The sequence below is a fragment of the Pedobacter metabolipauper genome, assembly GCF_004362715.1.
Classification (GTDB): domain Bacteria; phylum Bacteroidota; class Bacteroidia; order Sphingobacteriales; family Sphingobacteriaceae; genus Pedobacter; species Pedobacter metabolipauper.
The window spans coordinates 455,102-480,122 of record NZ_SNYC01000003.1; the positions used below are offsets into that span (position 1 = coordinate 455,102).

Sequence of the window (25,021 nt, forward strand, 5' to 3'; positions counted from 1 at the left end):
CAACAAAGAAAAGCCGGAAATGCATTGTAATGGTAAGTGCTATTTAATGAAGAAATTAAAGCAGGCACAAGACAAAGAACAAAAGCAGGAACGGCAGTCGCAAAAGACACAAGTTCAGGATGCCATTGTTGTAAATCCGTTGGTATTTAGACAATATGCATTCGCGGAAATCAACTTTCACATTCCTTTTTCTACAGGAATGCCGCAAAGCATTAGAAATTCGATCTTTCATCCACCACAATATTCTTAACCTTTATTTTTGTTTTACCGGTTACAGAATTGACAGAAGCACAGTGATCAACTGGTTTCTCAATTTCTGAAATATCAAGGTAATTCAATCCGCGTACGTGTCCCGTAATTTTTAAGCTATGCTATATATAATAGTTGAGGTTGCCATACGTGCGCTTGTTTTAGAAGTAGTTATGCTTTGTCCGCCTTCAAGGTTTGGGCATACATCCTGCTGTCATTTACATAAGTTAAATTTTATAGCATGAAGAAGTTAATTGGGCTGGTATTTATACTCGCTGCAGCGATTGGCTGTACACAAAAACAAGGTCAGAAAGATTATAAATCAGTGCGTGATGAAGTGATGCAATTTCATGATTCGGTAATGGCTGATCACAATAAGGTGGTTAGTAACCAAATGAAACTGGATACGCTGCTTAAAGATTTGAAAGGATTAAAAACCACACATCCGGAAGTAGATACCCTTCAGGAAAAAGTAGCTATAACGGCATTGATCTCTGACCTGGGTAGGGCGGAAGACCGCATGAACGATTGGATGCACAAATTTGAACCGGATGTTACCGGGAAATCAAACGAAGTGGCCGTTCAGTATTTTGAAAATGAAAAGGCAAAGGTTGCTGCTGTGGATAGTCTTTATAAAAAGGAGATCAAATCTTCTGATGCCTATCTCAATAAATTTAAAAGGCAATGAGAAGATCGATAGCTTATGTGTCTCTGATCGGTTTATTCTTCTTTAGCTGTTCAAAACCAAAGCGACTGCCATTTTTACAAATGGAAATGACCGAGCGGTTTGAAAATGGAAAACGGATAACCGATACCACCTTCAGAACGATACCGGCATTTAAGCTGCACAATCAGGATAGTACCGTTGTCACAGAAAGAGATTTCGACAGAACGATCTATGTAGCCGATTTCTTTTTTACTTCCTGCCCAACCATTTGTCCGGTAATGCACCGTAATCTGATGAAGGTCTATAAAAAGTATGAAGGCAACCCCGAAGTTAAACTGGCTTCGCATACCATTGATGTTAAGTATGATACGCCATCAAGAATGAAAGCCTATGCAGATAAGCTTGGGGTAAAGGGCACGCAATGGGAATACCTGTGGGGCACCCGTGATGAGATCTATGCATTGGCAGAACGAAACTACATGGTAGCTGCAATGGAAGACAGTAAGGCCCCGGGTGGCTTTGTACACCAGGGATACCTGATTCTTGTAGATAAAGAAAAACGGATTAGAGGTGCTTACGATGGTACGCTTGATGAAGACGTTAAGAAGCTGATGAGCGACATGGATGTATTATTAAACGAATATAAAAAATAACAAGTGAAGCCATCATGATCTTTCAAAATCACCATGGGATGATTAAGATCATGATCGCTTCATCACAAATAAAAACAAATTATAAATAGATGAAAAAATTATCAACGAATATATGCCTGTGGGCAATCATGAGCCTGATGGCTGTCTTATTTTCTTCATGTGCTAAAAATGAAGATGATGCACCTGAATTTTCTGAAGCAAACCTGGCTCCGTTCTCTGTTGAGTTTGACAACATTGTGGGAGACCGTACATTAACCCTTAATAACACGGGCAGCCTATATAAAAATGCAGCGAATGAGCAGTTTTCGATCTCTACACTGCAGTATTTTATCAGCAACATTAAGGTAGTAACTACAACTGGCAGAACGTATACTGTAAATCAGGACAGCAGTTATTTTCTAATCAATGGTGCTGATAAGGCTACGCGTTTTGCAAAGGTAAAAGTACCTGAAGGCGATTATACACAGGTCATATTTACACTAGGGGTAGATAGTTTAAGAAGTACCATGGGTGTAGATAAACGCACAGGGGTTTTAGATCCTGCTTACGGTGGCGGACACGATATGGGCGGGATGTACTGGGGCTGGAACTCCGGTTACATCTTCTTCAAATACGAAGGTAATTCTGCCGTGATCTCGGATGATGCCAATGGTGATCCTACCGGAAAGAAACAATTTAAGTATCATATCGGTGGCTTTGGCGGTTATTCTGCCCCAACCATCAACAACATTAAAACAGTGACCATTGATTTGGGCAGCGGTGGTATTGCAAAGGTTAGAAAAGACCGTCAAAGTAACGTGCATTTACTGGTAGACGTGATGAAAGTTTTTAATGGAACGAAAAGCTTTTCTATTGCAGCGCATCCTACCGTGATGTTCAGTACTTACAGTACAGATGTTGCCGTAAACCTTGCTGAAATGTTTAAGCACGATCATACCGAAAATTAAACAGCATGAGAAGAAAGCACTGGATGGTTCTTTTAGTACTTGGACTATTTATACTGGCTTGTAAAAAGGATAATCCCATTAAAGAAGAGATTGAAAAGTTTCTTGGGTTTGTAAAGCCTTCAAATTTTCCGGAACCAGTTTATAACCTGGCAAACAACCCGGTAACAAAAGAAGGTTTTGAACTTGGAAGATCCTTATTCTATGAACCGAGGTTATCACGCAACAACACCATAAGCTGTGGTTCCTGCCACATTCAGTCGGCAGCTTTTACACAGCATGGTCATGATGTGAGTCACGGAATAGACGACCGGCTCGGGACACGGAATTCACCACCCATTATGAACCTGGCCTGGAATAAGGCCTTTATGTGGGGCGGTGGGGTATTTGATCTGGATCTGCAGCCCATTGTGCCCATTACCACGCATGAAGAGATGGATGAAAGCCTTGAAAATGTATTGGCTAAACTGAGGTTACTGCCTAAGTATACCAGCCTGTTCAAAAATGCTTTTGGTACAGAAGAGATCAATACCGCACGGTTTATGAAGGCACTGTCGCAATTTATGATCATGTGCATCAGCAGCAGCTCCAAATATGACCAGGTAATGCGTAAAGAAAATGGTGCTGTATTTACAGCAGATGAGCAGGAGGGATATGTACTTTTTAAAGACAAGTGTGCATCCTGCCATTCAGAGCCTTTATTTACCGATGGTTCATTCAGGAACAATGGTTTGGGGATAAGCCCGATCAACGATCAGGGTTTGTATACGGCAACGCTCCAGGAAACAGATAAATATAAATTTAAGGTGCCCTCATTGCGAAATTTGCAGTTTACAGCTCCATACATGCATGATGGCCGTTTTTTAACCCTGGCAGGTGTTTTAGAACATTATAATGCAGAAGTTCAGCACACACCAAACCTGGATCCGGTATTGAATGTATCCGGTAAATTGGGAATAGGTTTAACTGAAGCGCAGAAAACAAAGCTTACTGCTTTTTTAGCTACACTTAACGACCCTGCATTTATTAATAATGCCCTGCTGGCTGAACAATAGGGATAATAAAGAAACAAATGAAAAAGAAACTGATCATCGGATTTTTACTGATCCTGTTTAATGGTACAGCAGCGCTGGCATGTGACATCTGCGGATGTGGCGTAGGCAGTTATTACCTGGGTATTTTACCAGAATACAATAAACGGTTTATTGGATTGCGTTACCAGCATAAAAAGCTGAGTACACACTTAGGGCCTCTTGGAGAGCGCACACCCATTACTGCTGATGAAACCTATCAAAGCGCAGAACTTTGGGGCGGATGGAACATTGGTCAAAGGTTTAGGGTGCTGGCATTTGTACCCTATAATTTTAATGAGCGTAAAAGCCAGACCGGTGACGGAAGTAAGAACGGCCTGGGCGATATTGCCATTATGGGCTATTACAAATTGTTTGATAAGATGGGTACCGTTGGCAGCAAAATGATGGTACAGTCGCTATGGATTGGCGGCGGCATTAAAGCACCTACCGGAAAATACGAGCCATCGGAACGTTTGGCCATCCAGGAATCTCCCAATAATTTTCAGCTGGGTACAGAAAGTACTGACTTTACCCTCAATGCAGCGTATGACATCCGGTACAATGATCTTGGTTTAAATGCCAATGTGAATTATAAGATGAATACAGAAAATAAGTATGATTACCGTTACGGGAATAAATTTACATCCAATGTAATCGTTTACTATAAGATTAGGATAGCGGAGAAAGTTACTGTTGCTCCCAATGCCGGGGTGCTTTATGAAACTGCAGATAAAGATGTGGAACTTAAGAAGTACGATGTGGCGGTATCCGGCGGATATTCCCTGTCGGCCATTGCAGGGGTAGAGGTGGGTATGAAGGGGTTGTCCTTTGGTGCCAACTATCAAAATGTCCGTTCGCAGGAACTGGCAGGGGGACGGGCATATGCCGGAAACCGCGTGATGGTACATCTATCGTTGCCATTTTAATACTTTTTGTCGCTATCTTTAGTGCCGGTATTTAACGACTAAATGGATAAAAACGATTACAACCCAGAGGAAATTGATCTGTCAAAACTGAATTCAATCCTGCAGCCCAAGAAAGCTTTTAAACTGCAATCTTCTGGTGTAATCAATACACATAAAATGGTGCTGGTATTTAGCCAGCACCGTTTTTACAGACATTTGGTCATTGAGCTTGCTGAGGCTGAACTTACCCTGAAAGGTCAGCCTAAAAATCCATTGAAATTTATTGATCCTTCAGATCTGATCTGGAAATCCGATCAGCAGGACGTGTTAAAATTTTACAGTGGTATTTCCAAGTTTCAGAATAACTATGATGCCGGTAAGTCTGAATCTGATCTGGAAGGGTTAAAAGCCTTAGTGAAAAATCCGCTAAAGCTGGATGTATATGTGCATGATGAAAAGAAATCTTCTACCATCAATGCGGCATCTATTGTTCCTGTGCAGCTTAAAGTACTTAAAGCAGACCTGATACTTACCGTTGACCAGCGGGCAGACTTTTATGAAGTTTCAGGTAAGCTCATGCTGGAAGATAAAGCTTTTTCTTTGGAATTGCTTAAGATCAGGTACCACTATTTTGTAGAATTTAAGCATACCCTGTACCTGATTGATAACCCTGGGTTTTTAAGTGTGATTGATTTCTTTAAGCAGTACAATGATACGATCCAGATCCATCAGTCTAAATTTGAAGCATTTCAGGAAAACGTACTTTCAAAATTGGAAAGCCGCATACGGATCAATTATTCTTATTTAAAGCAGGCTACCAAAAAGCAGATCGAAGAGAAAGGTTTTGACCTTGAAAATGATCAGATTGTCTACCTGTCCGAATCAGAAGACTTTGTACTGATTACGCCGGTGGTGCGTTATGGCAACCTGGAAATTCCCGTGATATCTAAAAAGCAGATCCGTACTAAAGACAAGAAAGGGAATACCTTTACTTTAGCACGTGATGAATCTGCCGAGCTGCAGCTGATCTCAAATATTGCAAGAGAACATCCTTTTTTCTATGAGCAGCTGCTGGAATTTCCTGAGCAGGCACATGCCGATTGTTTTTACCTGCATAAAAAGCGTTTTATTGAAGGCAATTGGTTTTTAACGGCATTTGAAGCCTGGCGGGCAAAGCAGATTACGATACTTGGGTTTAATCAATTAAAGAACAACAAACTAAATCCTTATAAAGCAAACATATCCATTCATGTAATTAGCGGGATTGATTGGTTTGAAACTGCCATAAAGGTGACGTTTGATCAGCAAACCGTTTCATTAAAGCACCTGCACCGGTCTATCCGGAATAAAAGTAAGTTTGTGCAGCTGGATGATGGCACTACGGGTATTTTACCCGATGAATGGATAGAAAAGTTTACCAGTTATTTTGCGGCAGGTGAAGTTGTAGAAGAGGTGATCCGGACTGAAAAGATCAACTATTCTGTAGTAGAGCAGTTGTACGAAGAAGAACATCTGGATGAGATCGTTAAAGATCAGCTTGTCTTTTACCGTGCTAAGTTATCTGCTTTTGAGTCCATAAAGGATATCCCAGTGCCGGAAGGTTTAAATGCAACCCTTCGTGAATACCAGAAGCAAGGGTTAAACTGGCTTAATTTTCTGGATGATTTTAATTTTGGTGCCTGCCTGGCAGATGATATGGGTTTAGGTAAGACCATTCAGGTTATTGCTTTTATACTTTCGCAGCGTGAGAAGATACAGCTGCTGGCAAAAGACCGGCACAATACAAATCTCATCATTGTTCCTGCATCACTTATTTTTAACTGGCAGCAGGAAGTTGCCAGGTTTGCACCCTCCATAAAAATACTTACCCTTTACGGAACGGAAAGGAATAAGATCGTTCATGATTTTTCGAAGTATGAGATCATCCTGACCTCCTATGGTACCTTACTTTCTGACATCCGCTTTTTAAAGGAGTACCGGTTCAACTACATATTTCTGGATGAATCGCAGACGATCAAGAATCCGGAATCACAGCGTTATAAGGCTGTTCGGTTATTGCAGTCGCGTAATAAAGCCGTGCTCACAGGTACACCCATAGAAAACAATACGTACGACCTGTACGGACAATTGTCTTTCGCTTGTCCGGGTTTATTGGGGACAAGAGAACAGTTTAAGCAAATTTACTCCGTTCCAATTGACCAGTTTAAAGACAGCAGGCGTGCGCAGGAACTTCAAAAGAAGATAAATCCCTTTATACTCCGGCGTACCAAGCAGCAGGTAGCAACCGAATTGCCGGATAAAACAGAAATGGTCATCTACTGTGAAATGGGAGCGGAGCAGCGTAAGGTTTATGATGCATGCAAGCAGGATATCCGCGACTTTTTAATGGGCAGATCTGAAGATGAACTGGCTAAAAGTACCATGCACGTGTTACAGGGCATTACTAAATTAAGACAGATTTGTAATTCTCCGGCATTGTTAAAAGATGAAAAGTTTTACGGTGAGTCTTCTGCCAAGATGGATGTTCTGATGGAACAGATTGAAAATAAATCGTCAAATCATAAGATCCTCGTTTTCTCCCAGTTTGTATCCATGCTGGACCTGATTAGAAAAGAGCTTGAAAAGAGAGGCATTGCATTTGAGTATTTAACCGGACAAACGAGAAACCGGTCTGCAGTGGTTACATCTTTTCAGGATAATCCGGATATCCGGGTATTCCTGATCAGCCTGAAAGCAGGAGGGACGGGATTAAACTTAACGCAGGCAGATTATGTGTACCTGGTTGATCCGTGGTGGAACCCGGCAGTGGAGAATCAGGCCATTGACCGGACTTACCGCATTGGGCAGCAGAAAAATGTGGTTGCAGTACGGTTAATTTGTCCCGATACCATTGAAGAAAAGATCATGACCATGCAGGATTCTAAAAAAGGACTGGTAACGGATCTGATCAAAACTGAAGAATCAATCTTTAAGTCGCTGACTAAGAAAGATCTGTTGGATCTGTTGTAACGCTTTTTAACTGAGCGCACCGCAGGAAATGTATTAATCAGTTTAGCACTTTTTATTTAGAAAAATATTAACCAGGAATGATCTGGTTAATATTTTTCTAAATATTTAAGACGTATCTGATTGTAAGAGATTTCAGCTTAAGTTATGCGGATTGATTGATTGTCTTCTGTAAAAAACGTTAGTTCTGAGCAGCTAACCAAATTTATATTTGATCATATCGTTTGATTGTTGACCTTTATTACAGCCTCATCAAGGTCTTTAGCGGATGTTTCCAGCATATCAACCAGTTCAACAGGATCGTCGTCGTCACTCAATGCTGATTTTAATAACGGGATTAAACCCATTACGTTGCTCAATGGCCTCCTGATCTCGTGCGAATTAAGCCAGGCAATTTCTTTCAGCTGCTTATTCTGGATCAACAACTTCTTCTCGTATCTTACCTGTATGTCAATGTCCTGAATGGCGCCGATCATTTTAACCGGTTTTCCGCTTTGATCAAAGATCACATACCCGCGGTCTGAAACATACTTGTAAGTGTCGTCAGCACATCTGTACTGATATTTTGCATTCCACCGCTGCTCTTTATGTTCTAATAAATTTTTGAATGCATTGACAACCCGTTCCTGATCATCCGGGTGGATCTTACTCATATTCCAAAATGAATTATACACAATAAGTTCATCATCGTAACCGAAAACCTCCTTATAGCCGCTCATCCATTTTAGCTGGTCATTCAGAATGTTATATTCCCAGATAACATCGTTTGTTGCTTTGGTAACGGTTTCATACAGGGCCAGCTGCTGGTTAATCTCTGTCTCGTGAGCAGCAAGATTGTTTTGTAGAACCCGTTCTGCTTTTAATAGGCTTTTGTAATGGTTGTTTAATATAAACAGTGCAACAAGGGCAGTAGCAATTAAAAAGATCAGGTTCTTGATATAATACAGACCTCCAAGATCTGTTAACGGATATTTTTGATCAAACCAGGTGATGAGTTTATCTCCGAGTAAGAGCCATGTCCCTCCGATCAGGATATAAAAGACGATGGTTTTAAGAAAGGTCTTGTTTCTCAAGGGGTTCAGTGGTGTTAAATTTGGTTTATTGCCGTAAATCTAACAAAAAATATATTTAAAATACCAAAAGCTATTTAGAAACAGGACAAAAACCCTTACCCTTTAAACGATAACTACTCACGCGCTCGTACTCCTTGTGCTTACCAACTCAAGTGCTAACCGTAGCCAACTGATCAGTTTAACCTGGCATCTATAAAACACTGACCTTTAATTCTGCCTGTATCAATTGGGTATACATCTCTTGTACAGAAAAATTGGTGTGTAATTTTAGTTCCGGGACCAGTTCTTTATAATAATTAATCCCATTTAACAACTGCTCTTTAAACTTCGAGAAATACCTGGCCTTTTTGGTACTCAATTCATCCAACTGAGATGCAATGTCTTTCTTTAAATAATCAATGTATAAATTTAACTCATTGATGAATAGATTTGGACGGTTTACCGAGCCCAATATATTTTCTCTGCCATATATGTGGTTAACCATTTCTTTGAGACTATACTTTCCGGAGAAATAGGCCAGGTTTGGTCCCGGACAAATACTCACTGCTGTGCTTTCTTTAGGCTTGATGATGTCATTTTTTAAATAAGCAGATGCACACAGACCTTCACAAAGACAGATTTTCTCTGTAATGGAGTCGAACCGCTGCTGGTATTCCTTTGCGGTAATATCCAGGCTTTTCAATTCCTTTATCTTATGGTTCTGATATTCCCTGGATGCGGTGCAGATGGGCAACGCGGTAAATTCGGTATTGGTACTTAGAAATTTCTTGGTACACGGGCTTCCTGGTCGTCCTTTTTCTATGCGTTCCAACCGCTGCTGCTCCATGGTGCTTTTTTTAAAGTTATTAAACAATACACCCAAAGGGGATGAATTGCTGATGTAAAAATCACTTTGATTGGCAGTAACCAATGCATCTAAGGTATTGTCATCCACATTTGTGGCTTCTGGTACCAATAAGAATGGACTTCCCCAACCGGCGGCATCCAGCTGATAAAAGTTGATTAGAAAATTATGCTCTTCGGCTGTTCCTATTCCGCCTTGTGCTGAAATCCGCTGTACGGGTTTTTCTCCCGCTTCAACTCCCTTAGCAGTCAATGCAGCAGCATAGATTCCGTACAATTCATCAGACAGTTCGCTGCGTTTTTCTTTAAACTCTTCTAAGATCGGACCCAATAAGAAACCTTCAGTTGCAAAAGCATGTCCGCCGCAGTTAAGACCCGATTCTATTCTGAATTCTGAAACCCATAATCCTTTTTTTGCCAGCATCTTAGCCTGGATCATCGCAGAACGGAAGTCGCTCACTTTAAGAATGATCTGCTTCGTTCGTTCCTGTCCTTTTGGTGGATAAAACACCGGGCATTCTTCCATATAAGCATACAATCTAGGGTTTAAACCTGCTGATATGGTAACTGCAGAATTCAGGTCGCTATTCGCAAAACCCCGCATCGCCGCTATGGCATCTGTATACGCATCACCAAGGGATTCGTCATTTGCATCATAATTGATTTTATCAACCTTGGACATGATATTTACATCTATGGCACCTGGTTTCATCAGTTTCTTCAGGTTTAACTGTGCTTCTTTTTTAAGTCCGGCATCGTCAATCTGCTGCATTTTCAGGTATTGAGATTTAAGAACGGAATGGTCCGGCAGAAGTTCAAAGTAGGTGTTCAGATATTCACTGCGTTCAAATTCTTCTTCCTGTAATGCTGCAAACTGTTTGTTTACCAGGGTATTCAATAAGTTCAGATAGGCCGTTATTCTTAAGGCCCTGCTGTCTGGCGCCTTTTTATCTATCAGCACGTAACTTTCACCGTTCTTTTCTGCATGATACTTCCGCATACGTTCTGTTAGCTCGTCATCTACAATAGAAACGACAGATGAAATGCCGTATTTTGCAACCTTCAGTGGTGTATCAATGGAATAGCCCAAGCCTAAAACAGGAATATGAAAAGTATGGTTCATGTGTTCTTAATGAAAATTTATAACCACAAAAGAGCAGACTATTTCAATCGCAAAACATGATGAATATCACTTTTTAATGTGACCGCGGAAACAAATCAGGAATACGCTATATTCGTATGTTTGTAAAAAGTTGTCTATGGAGAATGCAAGGTTACTAAAAGCGATTATTGAAACGGCGATTGATGGCATCATAACCATTGATAATCGTGGAATTATAGAAAGCCTTAACCCTGCAGCACTTAAGCTATTTGGTTATGATCAGGAGGAAGTAATAGGCAGGAACATCAATATGCTGATGCCAGAACCAGACCAGACCAATCATGATAATTATATCGGGCGTTATCAGCATACCGGTGAGAAACGCATTATCGGAAAAGGAAGGGAAGTGAAAGGGCTAAAGAAAGACGGTTCCACTTTTCCATTCAGACTTGCGGTTAGTGAAGTTCAATACGAGAACCGGATTATTTACACTGGTTTTATTCACGATCTTTCTAAAGAGAAAGAAGCTGAAGAGCGCCTTCGCGAGTATGCCGCCAAATTAGAAGGGCAGGTTGAAGAACGAACGCTATCCCTCAAAAAGACCGTACAGGCTTTAAGTGATGCCAAGGAAGAAGTCAGCTTATCGCTGGAGAAGGAAAAAGAACTGAACCAGATGAAAAGCAGGTTTGTATCCATGGCCTCCCATGAATTCAGAACACCTTTAAGCTCCGTACAGCTCTCTTCAACGCTTATTGAAAAATATGCCCAGCCTTTTGAAAATGAAAACATTACCAAGCATGTGGGCAAGATCAAGAATGCCGTTGGCAACTTAACGACTATATTAAACGATTTTTTATCGCTCGAACGACTGGAAGCAGGAAAGGTAGAGCCCACATTCAGTGCTTTTGACCTGGTTAAACTGTCTGAAGAAGTAACTGAAGAGATGCAGATGATTGCCAAACAGGACCAGCATATTATTTATCAGCATACGGGTTTAGAGAGTATCGTTACCCTCGATCTTAACCTGATTAAAAATTGTATGATCAACCTTATTTCTAATTCTATAAAATACTCCGGTGAAAATACGTTTATTGAATTTAATACCGAGGTTAACGATGAACAGATCATCGTTATGGTTAAAGACAATGGCATCGGAATTCCGGAAGCTGACCAGGTACATCTGTTTCAGCCGTTTTTTAGAGCAAACAATACCGGTAACATTCCAGGTACCGGTTTGGGATTAAATATTGTTGGACGGTACGCTTCTTTGATGAAAGGAACCCTCCATTTTGAAAGTACCATCAACAAAGAAACTACGTTTAAACTTTCTTTTAACAAGTAAATGAATAAAACAAGGATACTGATCATTGAGGACAATGACGACATTAGAGAAAGCACGGCTGAGATCTTAGAGCTTGCAGGTTATGAAGTGATGCAGGCTGAGAATGGTAAAATTGGAGTAGAAGTTGCGACCAGGAACTTGCCTGATCTGATCTTGTGCGACATTATGATGCCTGAGCTTGACGGCTATGGCGTTCTGTATCTTGTAAATAAAAATAGCCAGACGGCCGCAACACCTTTTATTTTCCTTACCGCTAAGGCCGAACGGCTGGATATGCGTAAAGGAATGGAAATGGGAGCGGATGATTACCTGACCAAGCCTTTTGATGATGTTGAATTATTAAATGCCATTGAAAGTAGACTGAGTAAAAAAGAAAAACTGCAGCAATTTTATAGTCAGTCGCTCGACAGGTTAACCCACCTGCTCGGTAACACGCCCGGTATTGCTGAACTGCATAAAATGATTGCCGGCAGAAAAGTAAGAACAGTGAAAAAGAAACAGGTGATCTATTATGATGGTGATACCGTTTCCGGGATTTACCTGGTTTTAAGCGGTAAGGTAAAAACAACCAAACTGAGTGAAGATGGCCGTGAACTGCTAACGGGTATTTATAGTTCTGATGAGTATTTTGGTGTACCCGCCCTCTTATTAAATGAACCTTATACTGAAGCTGCCGAGGCTTTGGAAGACAGTACCATCTGTTTACTTCCTAAAGAAATGATGGAAGAACTGCTGAATAAATATCCCGCTGTTGGAAAACAATTTATTCAGATCCTCTCTAATAACCTGATCGAGAAGGAAGAGCAGCTGCTGCAGCTGGCTTACCACTCTGTGCGTAAAAGGATGGCTGAAGTACTAATCCGCCTCTGCAACCGCGAAGAGCGTTCAGAACGTTCAGAGCGTGGAGAGCGTTTAGAACGCACTGAACGTTCCAAAGTTGGAACGCGGCAGGACCGGGAGGAAAGTAGTAAAAAGAATAACGAACATCCGGATAGCCTGGAACAATCAACGGGTTTGATACTCAAAGTATCCAGGGACAACCTCGCTGCAATGGCAGGTATGGCTACTGAAACGGTAAGCCGCATATTGAGTGATTTTAAAGATGAAGAGATCATTGAACGGAAGGGAAGCCAGATCGTGATATTGGATCAGCTTCGTCTGAAAAACATGAAAAACTGATTAGAATCACATTTCTGTCTGACCAAACTCATTCTCCGGCGACTCGAGTAGTGCTAATTTTGATTATTAAATCATTTACGCATGAAAGTAGTAGCCTATAGTATCAAGTCTTTTGAAAAAGAGCCATTGGCAATAGCCAATCATAAGAAGCATGAAATCACTTTAATTTCAAACAGGCTTGGCGCGGAAACTGTAAGTTACGCAGCAGGTAAGGAAGCCGTAATTGTTTTTGAAGAAGATGATGTATCTGCGCAGGTTGTAAATCAGCTCGCAGATCTTGGTGTAAAATACATTGCCACCCGGTCAACTTCCTCACAGCACATCGATCAGGAAGCTGCCGCAATACGAAATATAAAGATTGCAAATGTACCGTTGATGGCTCTTGCGGGTATCGCAACTGCAGCACTGCCTATGGCACTTGCCGAAGAAACCATAATTAACCTCAATAACTGGCAGCACAAAAAGTGCCTGGGTTCTGCATGTGTTTGTTCCAGATCATGCGATCAGATCCATGATTTTTCAAAGGCTAAAGATAAAGGTCATTCTCATGAGCACTAATGATCTGGCTAATAAATACCTCGTTGCTGCTCCCCGGTATACCAGTTATCCAACAGTGCCCTATTGGGATGCCAATATGTTTACCGTTGATGCATGGCGTAAATCGGTAGTTCAGTCTTTTAATGAAAGCAACAGCAGCGATGGAATCAGTCTTTATATACACCTTCCTTTTTGTGAAAGCCTGTGTACCTATTGCGGTTGTAATACCCGGATCACTAAAAACCATGCGGTAGAAATCCCTTATATACAAACGGTATTAAAGGAATGGCAGCTTTATCTCGATCTTTTCGAAGATAAACCCGTCATCCGGGAAATTCATCTGGGTGGCGGAACACCTACCTTTTTTACTGCCGAAAACCTGGAGCTTTTAATTAACGGTATTTTAGAAAATGCATTGGTTCATGAACAGGCAGAATTTAGCTTTGAAGCCCACCCGGCAAATACCAGTGAAGCACATTTGATTACGTTAAACCTTCTTGGATTTAAGCGAATTAGTCTGGGGATCCAGGATTTTGATCCGAGGGTACAACTGGCCATTAACCGCATACAAACAGTTAAAGAAGTTAGGGACGTTACAGAAATGGCCAGAATAAACGGATATCATTCAGTAAATTATGACCTGATCTACGGTTTGCCTTTGCAATCTGTTTCCGGATTGGCAGATACCATCCATGAGGTGTTGAGCTTAAAACCAGACCGCATTGCTTTTTACAGCTACGCACACGTGCCCTGGGTTAGACCCGGCCAAAGGCGTTACTCTGAAGTTGATCTTCCAAATGCAGAAGAAAAACAGGGATTGTATGAGCTGGGCAGACGCTTACTAATAGAAGGCGGTTATGCAGAGATCGGAATGGACCATTTTACATTGGTTACCGACAGCTTGTACCAGGCGGATCTTAAAGGAACACTTCACCGTAATTTTATGGGTTATACACACCAGTATAGCCAGCTTATGATTGGCCTGGGTGTGTCATCCATTAGTGATACCTGGTCTGCCTTTGCTCAAAACGTGAAGAAGGTAGAAGATTATATGGCACTGGTAAATGGGGGAGAGCTGCCTGTATTTAAAGGACACATCCTGAATGCGGAGGACCTGGTAATCCGTAAGCACATCATCAATATCATGTGCAGGGGATATACTTCCTGGCATTTGTCTAAAGAAAGAAATAATGCCCTAACGGAAGGGCTTGAAAGGATGCGGTTGCTGGCGCAGGATGGCCTGGTGTTGTTATCTGCCGGTGATCTGCGGGTAACGCCGCTTGGGAAAGGTTTTTTAAGAAACATCTGTATGGCCCTGGATGCCAGGCTATGGAGAAACCAGCCGCAAACGCAGTTGTTCAGTATGTCTGTTTAAAAGTATTTAGTTTTGTTTAAGTTTATGCTGAATGATCAGGGCAATTGAATCTGCCCTGATCATTGCATTTTCTGCTACCGGGCCCCTGAACTTTTCTGTGATTGTCTCTTTCCAGATCTTCATCCATTGTTCAAAATGTGCCGGATCCAGTGTAACGGTACGGTTCAATTCCATATGTTTACGCATCGGGTTTCCAGAATAGGTGATCACATCCAGAAGTATCGTTTCCCAGAATGAGATCATAACCGGAATATGCGCTGCCAGCGAGAAATTTGCGGCTTTAAATACCGGGCCAAGCTGGGCATCATCTAAAGCTTTTCCATAAAATGTGCGGATCAGATCCTCAATATCTTCCCTGGTACTTATATCTTTTGTATTCATGTCTTTTTTGTCATTCATTTTATCTGCAGTCGGTAACTTCCTGGCTTGCCTTTGCCGGACTCAAATAGGGGATGTTGAGTTCCATGCCCCTAAATATAAACCAAATTCCAAGGCAGAGCATCATATACGGAATAATCCGGTTGATCTTACGCCTGAATAGATTGCCGGTAAAGCTCACGCTTATGGTGGCAATAAGCATAAGAGGCAGCGTACCCATACCAAACCAGAACATATAGGTAACCGCGTGAGATACGCCTTCCGTATTTATGGCTCCGGCAAGAGCCAGATATACAAATCCACATGGCAAGAATCCATTTATGATCCCGATAATAATATGATTTGCTTTATGTTTTAGCGCATAATTAAACAATTTGTTGAAAGGTTTAAGAAACAGGGAGTTTCCTTTGATGGTCCGGAGTTGAAAGATCCTGGAGCATGCAGCAGCAAGGATCAGGATCCCGCTGACGATGCTAACGCCCTGCTGAAAACCGGCCATCCAAATCTGTCTGCCGATAAGGCCTGCAAGTATTCCCAATAAACAATAGGAGATGATGCGGCCAAACTGGTACGTTAGCTTGTCAAATACCACATAAACCCAGCCTGGTTTTACAGAAGGTACTGCAAAAGCAAGCGGACCGCACATGCCAACACAATGTACGCTCCCCAGTAAGCCAATCATAAAAGCCAGTTTTTCCGGACTCATCGGATCATGACCTCCTGCTCATAGAGATAGTTCTTTTCATCGCTTAACCAGTTAATGATCAGTTTCCATTGTCCCTTAGCAACTCCCGGGAGCGGGATGTTTACCCGGTTTAAAGAGTCGGTACCCATGCTGATGCTTTGATCCATTCGTTTGTCTGAATTCCGCACCATCCTGATCTTGCCGGTAGCAGGCTTCTGAAAAGTAATCCATAGTCCGTCGTCACCAACGTAGATCGCAGGTGCTGCATGGTCTGCCTTTACCTGTTCCTTAAGTTTGTAATCTGCATTGTAGTTTAACCCCTTTTCGTAATAGTCGGTGTCTACCAATGCATCTGTTTTACTTCTGAACATGCATACTGCCAATACGATGATGAAGGTCATAAATGTGGCCATTCCAATTACTAATTTTGTTCCCCAGTTCATATCTTTTAATTAGGTGGTGCAATAAATGTAGTTTTAAAACGATCAGCTTCCTTGCCTCCGGATAGGAGCTTAAAGCCAATGTCTGTTTTGTAAGTTTTAATTTTACGCCTGGGCATAATGACAAAAAAGGTGATCTTAACCGCTTTTCCATATTCAATACTATCTTCTTTCTGAATGTATTGGATCTTTGCAGAAGCATCCAGCGGTACAATCTTAAACTTAACTGGTTTGTTGGTTTTGTTGATCAGCTCTGCTGTATATAAGTTGCTAACTGTTTGATTGTTATCTCGCATCTGATATAGCGTTCCTCCAGCTCTTAATATAGTGGTTTTAATGTCGCTGCGGGTTAACAGCAGATAAGATAATACGCTCATTAAAACCAGGAGTACGGCAGAATAGGCATATATGCGCTTATTGATGGTAAACGCAGACCTGTTCCTGATCTCATCATCTGATTTAAACCCGATTAAATTTAAAGGACGATGGATTTTTTCCATGACCATGTTGCAGGCATCAATGCAGGCCGTACAGTTTACACATTCCATTTGAGTACCGTTCCGGATGTCAATGCCCGTCGGACAAACGTCTACGCACAGTTTGCAGTCTACACAATCGCCGGCAGGCACTTCTGAAACTTTAATCCGCTTGCCCCTGGGTTCTCCGCGTACATAATCATAGGCCACAATAATACTTTGATTGTCCAGCAATACACCCTGCAGACGGCCATAAGGACAAACTACGGTACATACCAGTTCCCTCATTTTAGAGAAAACCAGGTAAAAGACGAGGGTAAATACACAAATGGAAATAAAACCGGAAACGTGGTCGGTAACGGGTTCAGTAATGATCCTGATCAGTACTTCAGAACCAATCAGGTAGGCCAGGAAAATATTGGCGATAAAAAAAGAGATGCCGAGGTACAAGCTGTGCTTAAATCCTTTTTTAAGGACTTTTTCTGTCGTTAGCGGTCCGTCATCCAGCTTTTTGCGCTTAAACTGATCGCCTTCTATCCAGACCTCAATTTTGCGGAAGATCATTTCCAGAAAGATGGTTTGCGGACAAGCCCATCCGCAGAACACCCTTCCAAAAACAACCGTGAATAATACGACAAAGACAATAAAGGTCAGCAGGGCCAATACGAACAGGTAAAAATCCTGAGGCCAGAACACAATGCCGAACAGTACAAACTTACGTTCCATCACATTGAAAAGAACCAGCTGCTCGCCATTCAGTTTAATAAATGGAGCCGCAAATAAAAGCGTTAAAAAGAAGTAGCTAACCAGTGACCGATATTGGTAGAGTTTCCCCTTAATTATTCTCGGATAAATCCATTTGCGGCTTTTTCCATCATCTGTGAGCGTAGAGATCTGATCTCTAAAATGCTGCGGGTTCTGTGACATTATTCTTGTTTTTTACCCTGCGGTGCTTTCGCTCCTGCGGGTTTACTTCCCTGAAGGGATAAAATATAGCTCGTGAGATCAGAAATTTGTTTGGCATTTAACGATTTCTCCCAGGCAATCATTCCTTTGTCAGGAACGCCATACTTAATGGTTTTAAATACGTCGGTAACCTTGCCGCCATGCAGCCAGAATTCATCCGTTAAATTGGGGCCAACAATACCCTGGGCTTTTTCTCCGTGACATGGGGTACACGCATTTTTAAACAATGCCGCTCCAGTCTGTATTACTGCGGGATCTTTGGATTGAACCACATTATTCTCGTTGATCTTATTGGCTTTATTGCCTGGCTTTTGAAGGTAAGCGATCTTGTCTGTTTCTGCCTGCTGCAGTTCGGCCACATATTCATCTTCCTGTAATTTACCCCATCCCAATACGTGATAGTTTAAAAGATAACCAACGGCAAAGATGATCGAAGCATAAAATAAAACCATGAACCAGGCAGGGGTAGGGTTATCCAGTTCTGCAATGCCATCAAACTCATGTTCCATCATGATGTCCTTCTCTTCAGAAATGGGTCTTAAACCCATTAGTTTGGTTAGCAGTGATGGTTTTGCTTTTCTTTCTCCTTCTATTCTTTCTGCTTCAATTCGGGCCAGTTCTTTCTCTTCTTCAGTGGCAAACAGACTTGGATTTGTACTTTCCTTTACATAGATCTTGATTACTTTCAGTACCTGTAAGGAAACAATGAGTACGATTACAGCAGTAATCAGCAAGGCCCAGATTAGGATATCGTTCATTGTACATCGTCATTTAAAGGTAGCTCACTCATATATTTAACTTCACTCTTTTTCATGGTAATCAGTAATACGGCTACCAGGATAAAGAAGAGCATAAAAATGCCCAGTGAAGTGATCAGGTAAACCTGGTTTCCGGTCGCTTGATCTAGAAATTGCTTAAACATGGTGTTTGGATTTTAGGTGTGTTTACTTTGCTTTAATATCGGTACCCAGACGCTGCAGGTAGGCTATGATTGCAATGATCTCTTTGTTGCTTTTTACGGTTACATTATTTTTCTGCAGATCTGCTGCAATTAATTTTGCCTGCTCATCAAGGTCGGTGTTGGCTTCATGCTCATATCCAGCTGCATAAGGAACGCCAAGGGTACGCATGGCATTGATCTTGGCAATGGTAGTTGTCGTATCCAGATCCTGGTTGATCAACCATTCATACGGTGGCATGATACTGCCTGGCGACATGGTTTGCGGATCCAGTAAGTGGTTAAAGTGCCACGAATTGCTGTATTTACCACCCTCACGCTGCAAATCCGGTCCGGTACGTTTTGATCCCCATAAGAAAGGGTGATCATAAACAAACTCACCAGCTTTGCTGTATTCACCATAACGCTCCGTTTCAGAACGGAATGGACGGATCATCTGAGAATGACAGCTTACACAACCCTCACGAATGTAAAGATCCCTTCCCTGCAATTCTAACGGAGAATAGGGTTTAACACTCGCTATGGTAGGAATATTGGATTTGATGGTAAATGTTGGCATCATCTCGATCATTCCGCCAATTAAGATCACAATCAGGGAGAGTACCAGGAATACCATCGGTTTACGCTCCAGCATGCGGTGAAGTTTCCTTTCAGAACCGACAGGAACATAATCCTTAGCCAGTGGTAAAGCCTCTGCGGCTTCATTGGCAACAAGATTACCAGCTTTAGCTGTTTTGATCAGGTTGTAGGTCATGGCAATAACGCCGATCAGGTACATCGCACCACCAATGGCTCTGAGTATGTACATGGGGATGATCTGTAAAACCGTTTCCAGGAAGTTTGGATATTTCAACATCCCGTCTTCAGTAAACTCTTTCCACATTAATCCCTGGGTAAAGCCGGCAAAGTATAAGGGAACGGCATAAAAGATGATTCCCAGCGTACCAATCCAGAAGTGGAATGCGGCCAGTTTTTTAGAGTATAACGAGGTTTTGTAAATTCTTGGAATTAACCAGTATAAGATCCCGAAGGTTAAGAAACCATTCCATCCAAGTGCACCTACGTGAACGTGTGCAACGATCCAGTCGGTATAGTGGGCAATGGCATTAATTTGTTTTAAGGCCAGCATTGGTCCTTCAAAAGTGGCCATACCATAAGCGGTAATACCAACAACCATAAATTTAAGGGTGGCATCTTCCCGTACTTTATCCCAGGCCCCACGCAGGGTAAGTAAGCCATTGATCATACCGCCCCAGCTTGGTGCAATGAGCATGATAGAGAACGCCACCCCTAATGATTGTGCCCAGCCAGGCAATGAGGTATATAACAAGTGGTGTGGCCCTGCCCAGATATAAATGAAGATAAGCGACCAAAAGTGCAGGATACTTAGCTTATAGGAGTAAACAGGGCGTTGTGCCATTTTAGGTAAGAAGTAATACATCATACCCAAATATGGCGTGGTTAAAAAGAACGCAACAGCATTGTGGCCATACCACCATTGTACCAGCGCATCCTGAACGCCAGCGAATAAATAATAACTTTTAAATGCAGATATAGGTAACTGAAATGAATTTACAATGTGCAGAACGGCTACCGTAACAAAAGTGGCAATGTAAAACCAAATGGCCACATACATGTGCTTTTCCCTTCTCTTAAGGATGGTACCGAACATGTTTACACCAAATACCACCCAGATCAGTGTAATGGCAATATCAATAGGCCATTCCAGCTCAGCATATTCATGAGATGAAGTGATGCCTAAGGGTAAAGTAATTACAGCAGAAACGATAATGAGCTGCCATCCCCAAAAGTGGATCTTACTCAATACATCACTAAACATCCGCGCTTTAAGCAGTCGCTGAAGGGAGTAATAGACCCCCATAAAGATCCCGTTGCCTACAAAGGCAAAGATAACCGCATTGGTGTGAAGCGGCCTGATGCGGCCAAAAGTGGTGTATTGTGAACCTAAATTTAATGAAGGGGTAAAGAGCTGCATGGCAATAAGCAGCCCGACAGTCATACCGATGAGCCCCCATACAATGGTGGCTGCGGCAAAGTTTCTGACGATCTTGTTATCGTAGTAAAATTTTTCAGTCATGTTGAAATAATGAATGGTTTATGGATGTAAAAGTACTTTCAGCCTGCTTTGCAGAGTATGACGATTGTTTGTCTTAAACATGATCTTCATCACTTTTTTGTTCAGGATCTGTTCCCGTCGTTTCATCGTCGAAAAGGATCCGCACCGCAGGCGTGTAGGTGTCGTCATGTTGTCCGGTTCTGCTGGCCCAGAAGAATGCGGCCAGAAAGATCAGGGCGAGCAGAATGCTGCAGCCGATCAGAAAATAGATCATGTTCATAATAAGTTGTTTTTACGGGCGTATAACCTGGCGCTGATACTGGTAAACAGGATGATGGTAATGGTGCTGACCGGCATGAGTATAGCAGCTATTAGAGGTGACAGGATACCTTGAACGGCAAAGAAGAGTCCGATGAAATTGTAAGTAAGCGAAATGATAAAACTCATGTGGATTACCCGGACGGCATCCTTTGCCTGCTGTATAAATAACGGGAACTTATGAAAGGATGTTCCATCGAGGATGGCATCACAGTCCGGAGAAAAATTGTTGATGTTATCGGTAACGGCTACACCAAGATTACTCTGCTTTAGTGCCCCTGCATCATTTAATCCATCTCCAAACATCAGCACTTTCCTGTTCTGACTTTGAAGCACCTGAATATAATCCAGCTTATTCTGCGGACTTTGTCCGAAGTGCATTTGACGGGTGCCCGGAAAGAATGGCGTTAAGCTTTGCTTGTCACCATCCTGATCGCCAGAAAGCAGGTGCAGGTCTGCCCGTTTCCCCAATTTAAAGATCAGGTCCTTAAAGCCGGTGCGCCATTGCAGTGCCGAACTAAAAAAGCCCAGATGCACATCGTCGATCACGATATATACCGTAGTTGCAAGTGGCTTATTTAGGGTTTTAATCCCTACAAAGGATGCACTGCCGAGTTTAACGTGTCTTCCATGAACAATTCCGCTTAAGCCACGGCCAATCTTTTCCTGGTACTGATCGGTTGGATACTTCGGACTCATTTTTAGCCATTTTACCAGTTCCCGGCTTAAAGGGTGTCCGGAGTTTCTGGCAAGATCGCTAACCAGTTGCTGCTCTTCATCGCCTATCGTTCCATTGAAGCTGAAACCTGCAGCCTCCGGATTGGTGATGGTGCCCGTTTTATCGAAAACGAACGTGTCTATCCGTGCAAGTTCTTCCACTACAGCGGTACTTTTTAAATAGAATTTATTCTTATCAAATATGCTCAGCACTGCTGCAAGGGTAAAAGGTGAGCTTAACGCTAGGGCACAAGGACAGGCAATGATCAGTACCGCAGTAAATGAAGCCACTGCTTTACTGCTTTCACCATATAACATCCAAAAGCCAGCGGCAGAAAGGGCAACAACCAGCAGGGCTATGCTGAAATATTTACTGGCCGTATCGCTAAACGTTTTAATGCGGTCTTTCTGACTAAAAAAGGCTTCGTTGTTCCACAGCCTGGTCAGGTAACTTTGCGATACCGGTTTAACAACTTCCAGCTCAATAGCACCCGAAAGTTGTCTGCCTCCCGCATAAACAATTTCTCCATAGGTTTTTTTAACAGGCTGTGACTCTCCGGTTACAAAGCTAAAGTCAATTTCTGCTTCTCCTTTTAGCAGGATGGCATCTGCAGGAATGATCTCATTGCTCCGGATCAGGATACGCTGGCCCAATTCGAGTTCGCTTAACGGAGCGGGCTTTTCCTTTCCGTTGGTAATGATGGTTACTGCAACCGGAAAATAGGAGCGGTAGTCGCGCTCAAAAGAAAGATGGTGATAAGTGCGCTGCTGCATCCATTTTCCAATTAAGAGGAAAAACACCAGTCCGCACAGGGTATCTACAAAGCCGGCTCCGGAATTGGTGCTGATCTCTGCAATAGAACGGATAAACATTACAGCAATACCCAGGGCAAGCGGGAAGTCAAGATTTAAGACTTTATTCTTTAAATTGAGATAGGCAGAAGTGAAATAATCACGCCCGCTATAAAAAACAACAGGTAGGGAGAATGCAAGATTTAGCCAGCCAAAAAAGGTCTTAAATTCCTGTTCCAGGTTAGATAGACCAAAATAATCAGGAAAGCTAAGCAGCATCACGTTGCCAAAGCAAAAGCCCGCTACAGCTATTTTAGCGATTAGCTTTCGCTCTGAGTGATCGGATTTTTGTTTCTTTACAACGTCCTGTAAACTGATGAGGGGTTCATAACCCACGGATACGAGGGTTTCGACCACTTTTCTTAATGATGTTTCATCATTTTTAAAAGTAATTGCAACCTGTTTTTTAAGGAAATCTATCCGGGATTGTACAACGGAAGGTTGGATCTTGTGCAGGTTTTCCAGCAGCCAGATACACGAACTGCAATGTATGGCAGGAATATATAAGGTGATTACGGTTACCTTTTCATCAGTATAGTCAATCAGGTCTGCCAGTATGGTAGGCTCATCCAGGTACTCAAAGTGTTTTGAAGGGAGCTTTTGGGATTGTCCTGGAACGTCGTTATAGGCATAATAATTGCAGAGGTTATGACTGGAAAGGATCTGGTAAACACCTTTGCAGCCAAGGCAGCAAAATGGTTTATCATCCAGTAAATAAGGACTTACCGGAAGGTCGTCTCCGCAATGATAACACTGCGTTTCTGTATCAATGGTGATTTGGTTTGACATATCAGAAAGTATATGTGACAAAGATCAGTTTCAGGGAAGTAATTAAATATGACAGGAGTCAGGATGGAAAGTGACGGCCGTCACTTTCCTAAGTAAATTATAATCCTTTAGTAAGCTTTGAAAAAAATGACCATTAGCAGAAAATATAAGAATTAAAAGCCTCATATTTATAACATGAAACAGACCTCAGTAATAATGGGGTTGCGTTTATAAAAACAAGATATTTTAACAGATGCAATACCGGCAAATTCTAGAAGAACTTCGATCCCATGTAGCTAACCTTTTCCTGTCTCACAAAGATGAGCGGTTTACCTATCACAATTTAAACCATACCGAACATGTGGTTGAAAATGTGATTAAAATTGCCAATCATTACCAGCTGTCAGACCGCGATTTTTTTGTTACTGCAGCAGCAAGCTGGTTTCACGATATAGGTTATCTGTATGATCCGGCCAATCATGAAGCCAGGGGGATGGAACTTGCTACTTCATTTTTGAAGAGCAAAGATATGGATGACAGCATCATAGCTGATGTTAAAGGCTGTATCCTGGCAACCAGGATGCCTCAAAATCCAGAAGGATTACTGCAGCAAATTGTTTGTGATGCAGATCTTTACCATTTAGGAAGCAATAGCTTTAAAGCCCGCAATAAACTAATGCGCCAAGAGGTAGAAGCCTTTAAAGGTCATGAGATCGATAAAAGCGAATGGAGGGCCAAAACCATTTCACTGTTTAAAGCACATCATTACCATACCGACTTTTGCCAGCGGCTGCTCAACGAGAAAAAAGCGGAGAACCTGGCAGAAATGGAACTTAAGCAAATAACCAAACACACCGTGGAAACACCTGAAAAACTTCCTAAAGAAGAAAAAAAGAAAAAAGACGACAAACCAGAACGCGGTGTAGAAACCATGTTCCGGATCACGTCGACCAATCACCAGCGGTTAAGTGATATGGCCGATAATAAAGCGCACATCATGATCTCTACCAACTCGATCATCCTGTCTGTTATTTTAAGTTTATTGCTGCGTAAGCTCGAAGATAATCCGCATCTGATCATACCTACCTTATTGCTGCTGATCATTTGTGTGGTAACTATGGTGTTTTCTATCCTGGCTACCCGTCCATCTATTCCAACCGGAATATTTACTAAAGACGACATTGAAGCCAAACGCGTAAACTTGCTTTTCTTCGGTAATTTTTACCGGATGAGCCTGCCGGATTATGAAAGTGGAATGAACAAATTAATGGAAGACCGTGATTTTTTATATGGCAGTCTGATTAAGGATGTTTATGCCCAGGGCGTAGTTCTTGGTCGTAAATATCGCTTACTGAGAGTGGCTTATAATGTATTCATGTTTGGTATTGTGGCTTCCGTTCTTGCGTTTATCATCGCTGCAGCGGCAGTAACTATCTAA

At 42.0% G+C, this 25,021-nt stretch carries 23 protein-coding genes; 12 read left to right on the forward strand and 11 right to left on the reverse strand.

Going from position 1 to position 25,021, the window contains the following annotated elements; genetic code table 11:
* Positions 1-46: 46 nt before the first annotated feature.
* From ATK78_RS22960 to ATK78_RS02055, 7 genes are all read left to right on the forward strand, one after another.
* Positions 47-250: a hypothetical protein gene (locus tag ATK78_RS22960; protein WP_243732412.1), complete on the forward strand. Its 204-nt coding sequence runs from the start codon at positions 47-49 to the stop codon at positions 248-250.
* A gap of 240 nt (positions 251-490) precedes the next feature.
* Entirely contained in the window at positions 491-937 is a 447-nt protein-coding gene (locus ATK78_RS02030) for a hypothetical protein (RefSeq protein WP_133574384.1), read from the forward strand.
* Positions 934-1,569: an SCO family protein gene (locus ATK78_RS02035; protein ID WP_133574385.1), complete on the forward strand. Its 636-nt coding sequence runs from the start codon at positions 934-936 to the stop codon at positions 1,567-1,569. The genes ATK78_RS02030 and ATK78_RS02035 overlap by 4 nt, the downstream gene beginning before the upstream one ends.
* Positions 1,570-1,658: 89 nt before the next feature.
* Positions 1,659-2,516, forward strand: a complete 858-nt coding sequence (locus tag ATK78_RS02040) for an MbnP family protein (protein ID WP_133574386.1) — start codon at positions 1,659-1,661, stop codon at positions 2,514-2,516.
* 5 nt (positions 2,517-2,521) lie between these two features.
* Positions 2,522-3,568, forward strand: a complete 1,047-nt coding sequence (locus tag ATK78_RS02045) for a cytochrome-c peroxidase (RefSeq protein WP_133574387.1) — start codon at positions 2,522-2,524, stop codon at positions 3,566-3,568.
* A gap of 17 nt (positions 3,569-3,585) precedes the next feature.
* The gene (locus tag ATK78_RS02050; RefSeq protein WP_133574388.1) at positions 3,586-4,512 is read left to right on the forward strand and encodes a transporter family protein; all 927 of its coding nucleotides are present in this window, start codon (positions 3,586-3,588) and stop codon (positions 4,510-4,512) included.
* A gap of 42 nt (positions 4,513-4,554) precedes the next feature.
* Positions 4,555-7,500: a DEAD/DEAH box helicase gene (locus ATK78_RS02055; protein WP_133574389.1), complete on the forward strand. Its 2,946-nt coding sequence runs from the start codon at positions 4,555-4,557 to the stop codon at positions 7,498-7,500.
* 212 nt (positions 7,501-7,712) lie between these two features.
* On the opposite strand, the gene ATK78_RS02060 is transcribed toward ATK78_RS02055, so the two are convergent.
* Both ATK78_RS02060 and ATK78_RS02065 read right to left on the reverse strand, forming a co-directional pair.
* Positions 7,713-8,570, reverse strand: coding sequence for a PAS domain-containing protein (locus ATK78_RS02060; RefSeq protein WP_166664799.1), 858 nt, complete (start codon positions 8,568-8,570; stop codon positions 7,713-7,715).
* 190 nt (positions 8,571-8,760) lie between these two features.
* On the reverse strand, positions 8,761-10,536 hold the full coding sequence (locus ATK78_RS02065; protein ID WP_133574391.1) for a hypothetical protein: 1,776 nt from the start codon (positions 10,534-10,536) through the stop codon (positions 8,761-8,763).
* A gap of 136 nt (positions 10,537-10,672) precedes the next feature.
* Between ATK78_RS02065 and ATK78_RS02070 the strand changes: the two genes are divergently transcribed.
* The 4 genes from ATK78_RS02070 (at position 10,673) to hemN (ending at position 14,948) form a co-directional block, all read left to right on the forward strand.
* Entirely contained in the window at positions 10,673-11,857 is a 1,185-nt protein-coding gene (locus ATK78_RS02070) for a PAS domain-containing sensor histidine kinase (RefSeq protein WP_133574392.1), read from the forward strand.
* On the forward strand, positions 11,858-13,036 hold the full coding sequence (locus ATK78_RS02075; RefSeq protein WP_133574393.1) for a response regulator: 1,179 nt from the start codon (positions 11,858-11,860) through the stop codon (positions 13,034-13,036). It abuts the gene before it with no gap.
* Positions 13,037-13,117: 81 nt separating this feature from the next.
* On the forward strand, positions 13,118-13,594 hold the full coding sequence (locus ATK78_RS02080) for a Rossmann-fold NAD(P)-binding domain-containing protein (protein WP_133574394.1): 477 nt from the start codon (positions 13,118-13,120) through the stop codon (positions 13,592-13,594).
* Positions 13,584-14,948, forward strand: coding sequence for an oxygen-independent coproporphyrinogen III oxidase (gene hemN, locus ATK78_RS02085; RefSeq protein ID WP_133574395.1), 1,365 nt, complete (start codon positions 13,584-13,586; stop codon positions 14,946-14,948). The genes ATK78_RS02080 and hemN overlap by 11 nt, the downstream gene beginning before the upstream one ends.
* Before the next feature lie 6 nt (positions 14,949-14,954).
* Here hemN and ATK78_RS02090 read toward each other — a convergent pair whose 3' ends face one another.
* The 9 genes from ATK78_RS02090 to ATK78_RS02125 all read right to left on the reverse strand — a co-directional run bounded on the left by ATK78_RS02090 (position 14,955) and on the right by ATK78_RS02125 (position 23,604).
* Complete coding sequence (locus ATK78_RS02090; RefSeq protein ID WP_133574396.1) at positions 14,955-15,329, reverse strand: group III truncated hemoglobin; 375 nt, start codon at positions 15,327-15,329, stop codon at positions 14,955-14,957.
* Positions 15,330-15,348: 19 nt separating this feature from the next.
* The gene (locus ATK78_RS02095) at positions 15,349-16,008 is read right to left on the reverse strand and encodes a sulfite exporter TauE/SafE family protein (RefSeq protein ID WP_243732413.1); all 660 of its coding nucleotides are present in this window, start codon (positions 16,006-16,008) and stop codon (positions 15,349-15,351) included.
* A gap of 20 nt (positions 16,009-16,028) precedes the next feature.
* Entirely contained in the window at positions 16,029-16,454 is a 426-nt protein-coding gene (locus ATK78_RS02100) for a FixH family protein (protein WP_133574398.1), read from the reverse strand.
* Positions 16,455-16,459: 5 nt separating this feature from the next.
* Positions 16,460-17,854, reverse strand: a complete 1,395-nt coding sequence (gene ccoG, locus ATK78_RS02105) for a cytochrome c oxidase accessory protein CcoG (protein ID WP_133574399.1) — start codon at positions 17,852-17,854, stop codon at positions 16,460-16,462.
* Complete coding sequence (locus ATK78_RS02110) at positions 17,854-18,651, reverse strand: cbb3-type cytochrome c oxidase N-terminal domain-containing protein (protein WP_133574400.1); 798 nt, start codon at positions 18,649-18,651, stop codon at positions 17,854-17,856. Before ATK78_RS02110 ends, ccoG begins: the two co-directional genes overlap by 1 nt.
* Positions 18,648-18,815: a hypothetical protein gene (locus ATK78_RS22660; protein ID WP_166664800.1), complete on the reverse strand. Its 168-nt coding sequence runs from the start codon at positions 18,813-18,815 to the stop codon at positions 18,648-18,650. The genes ATK78_RS02110 and ATK78_RS22660 overlap by 4 nt, the downstream gene beginning before the upstream one ends.
* Positions 18,816-18,837: 22 nt before the next feature.
* A complete protein-coding gene (gene ccoN, locus ATK78_RS02115) occupies positions 18,838-20,949 on the reverse strand; it encodes a cytochrome-c oxidase, cbb3-type subunit I (RefSeq protein WP_133574401.1) in 2,112 nt (703 codons plus the stop codon).
* A 73-nt stretch (positions 20,950-21,022) separates the two neighbouring features.
* Positions 21,023-21,208, reverse strand: coding sequence for a cbb3-type cytochrome oxidase assembly protein CcoS (gene ccoS, locus ATK78_RS02120; protein WP_133574402.1), 186 nt, complete (start codon positions 21,206-21,208; stop codon positions 21,023-21,025).
* A complete protein-coding gene (locus tag ATK78_RS02125) occupies positions 21,205-23,604 on the reverse strand; it encodes a heavy metal translocating P-type ATPase (protein WP_133574403.1) in 2,400 nt (799 codons plus the stop codon). The genes ccoS and ATK78_RS02125 overlap by 4 nt, the downstream gene beginning before the upstream one ends.
* Before the next feature lie 232 nt (positions 23,605-23,836).
* On the opposite strand from ATK78_RS02125, the gene ATK78_RS02130 reads away from it, so the two are divergent.
* Positions 23,837-25,021: a Pycsar system effector family protein gene (locus tag ATK78_RS02130; protein ID WP_133574404.1), complete on the forward strand. Its 1,185-nt coding sequence runs from the start codon at positions 23,837-23,839 to the stop codon at positions 25,019-25,021.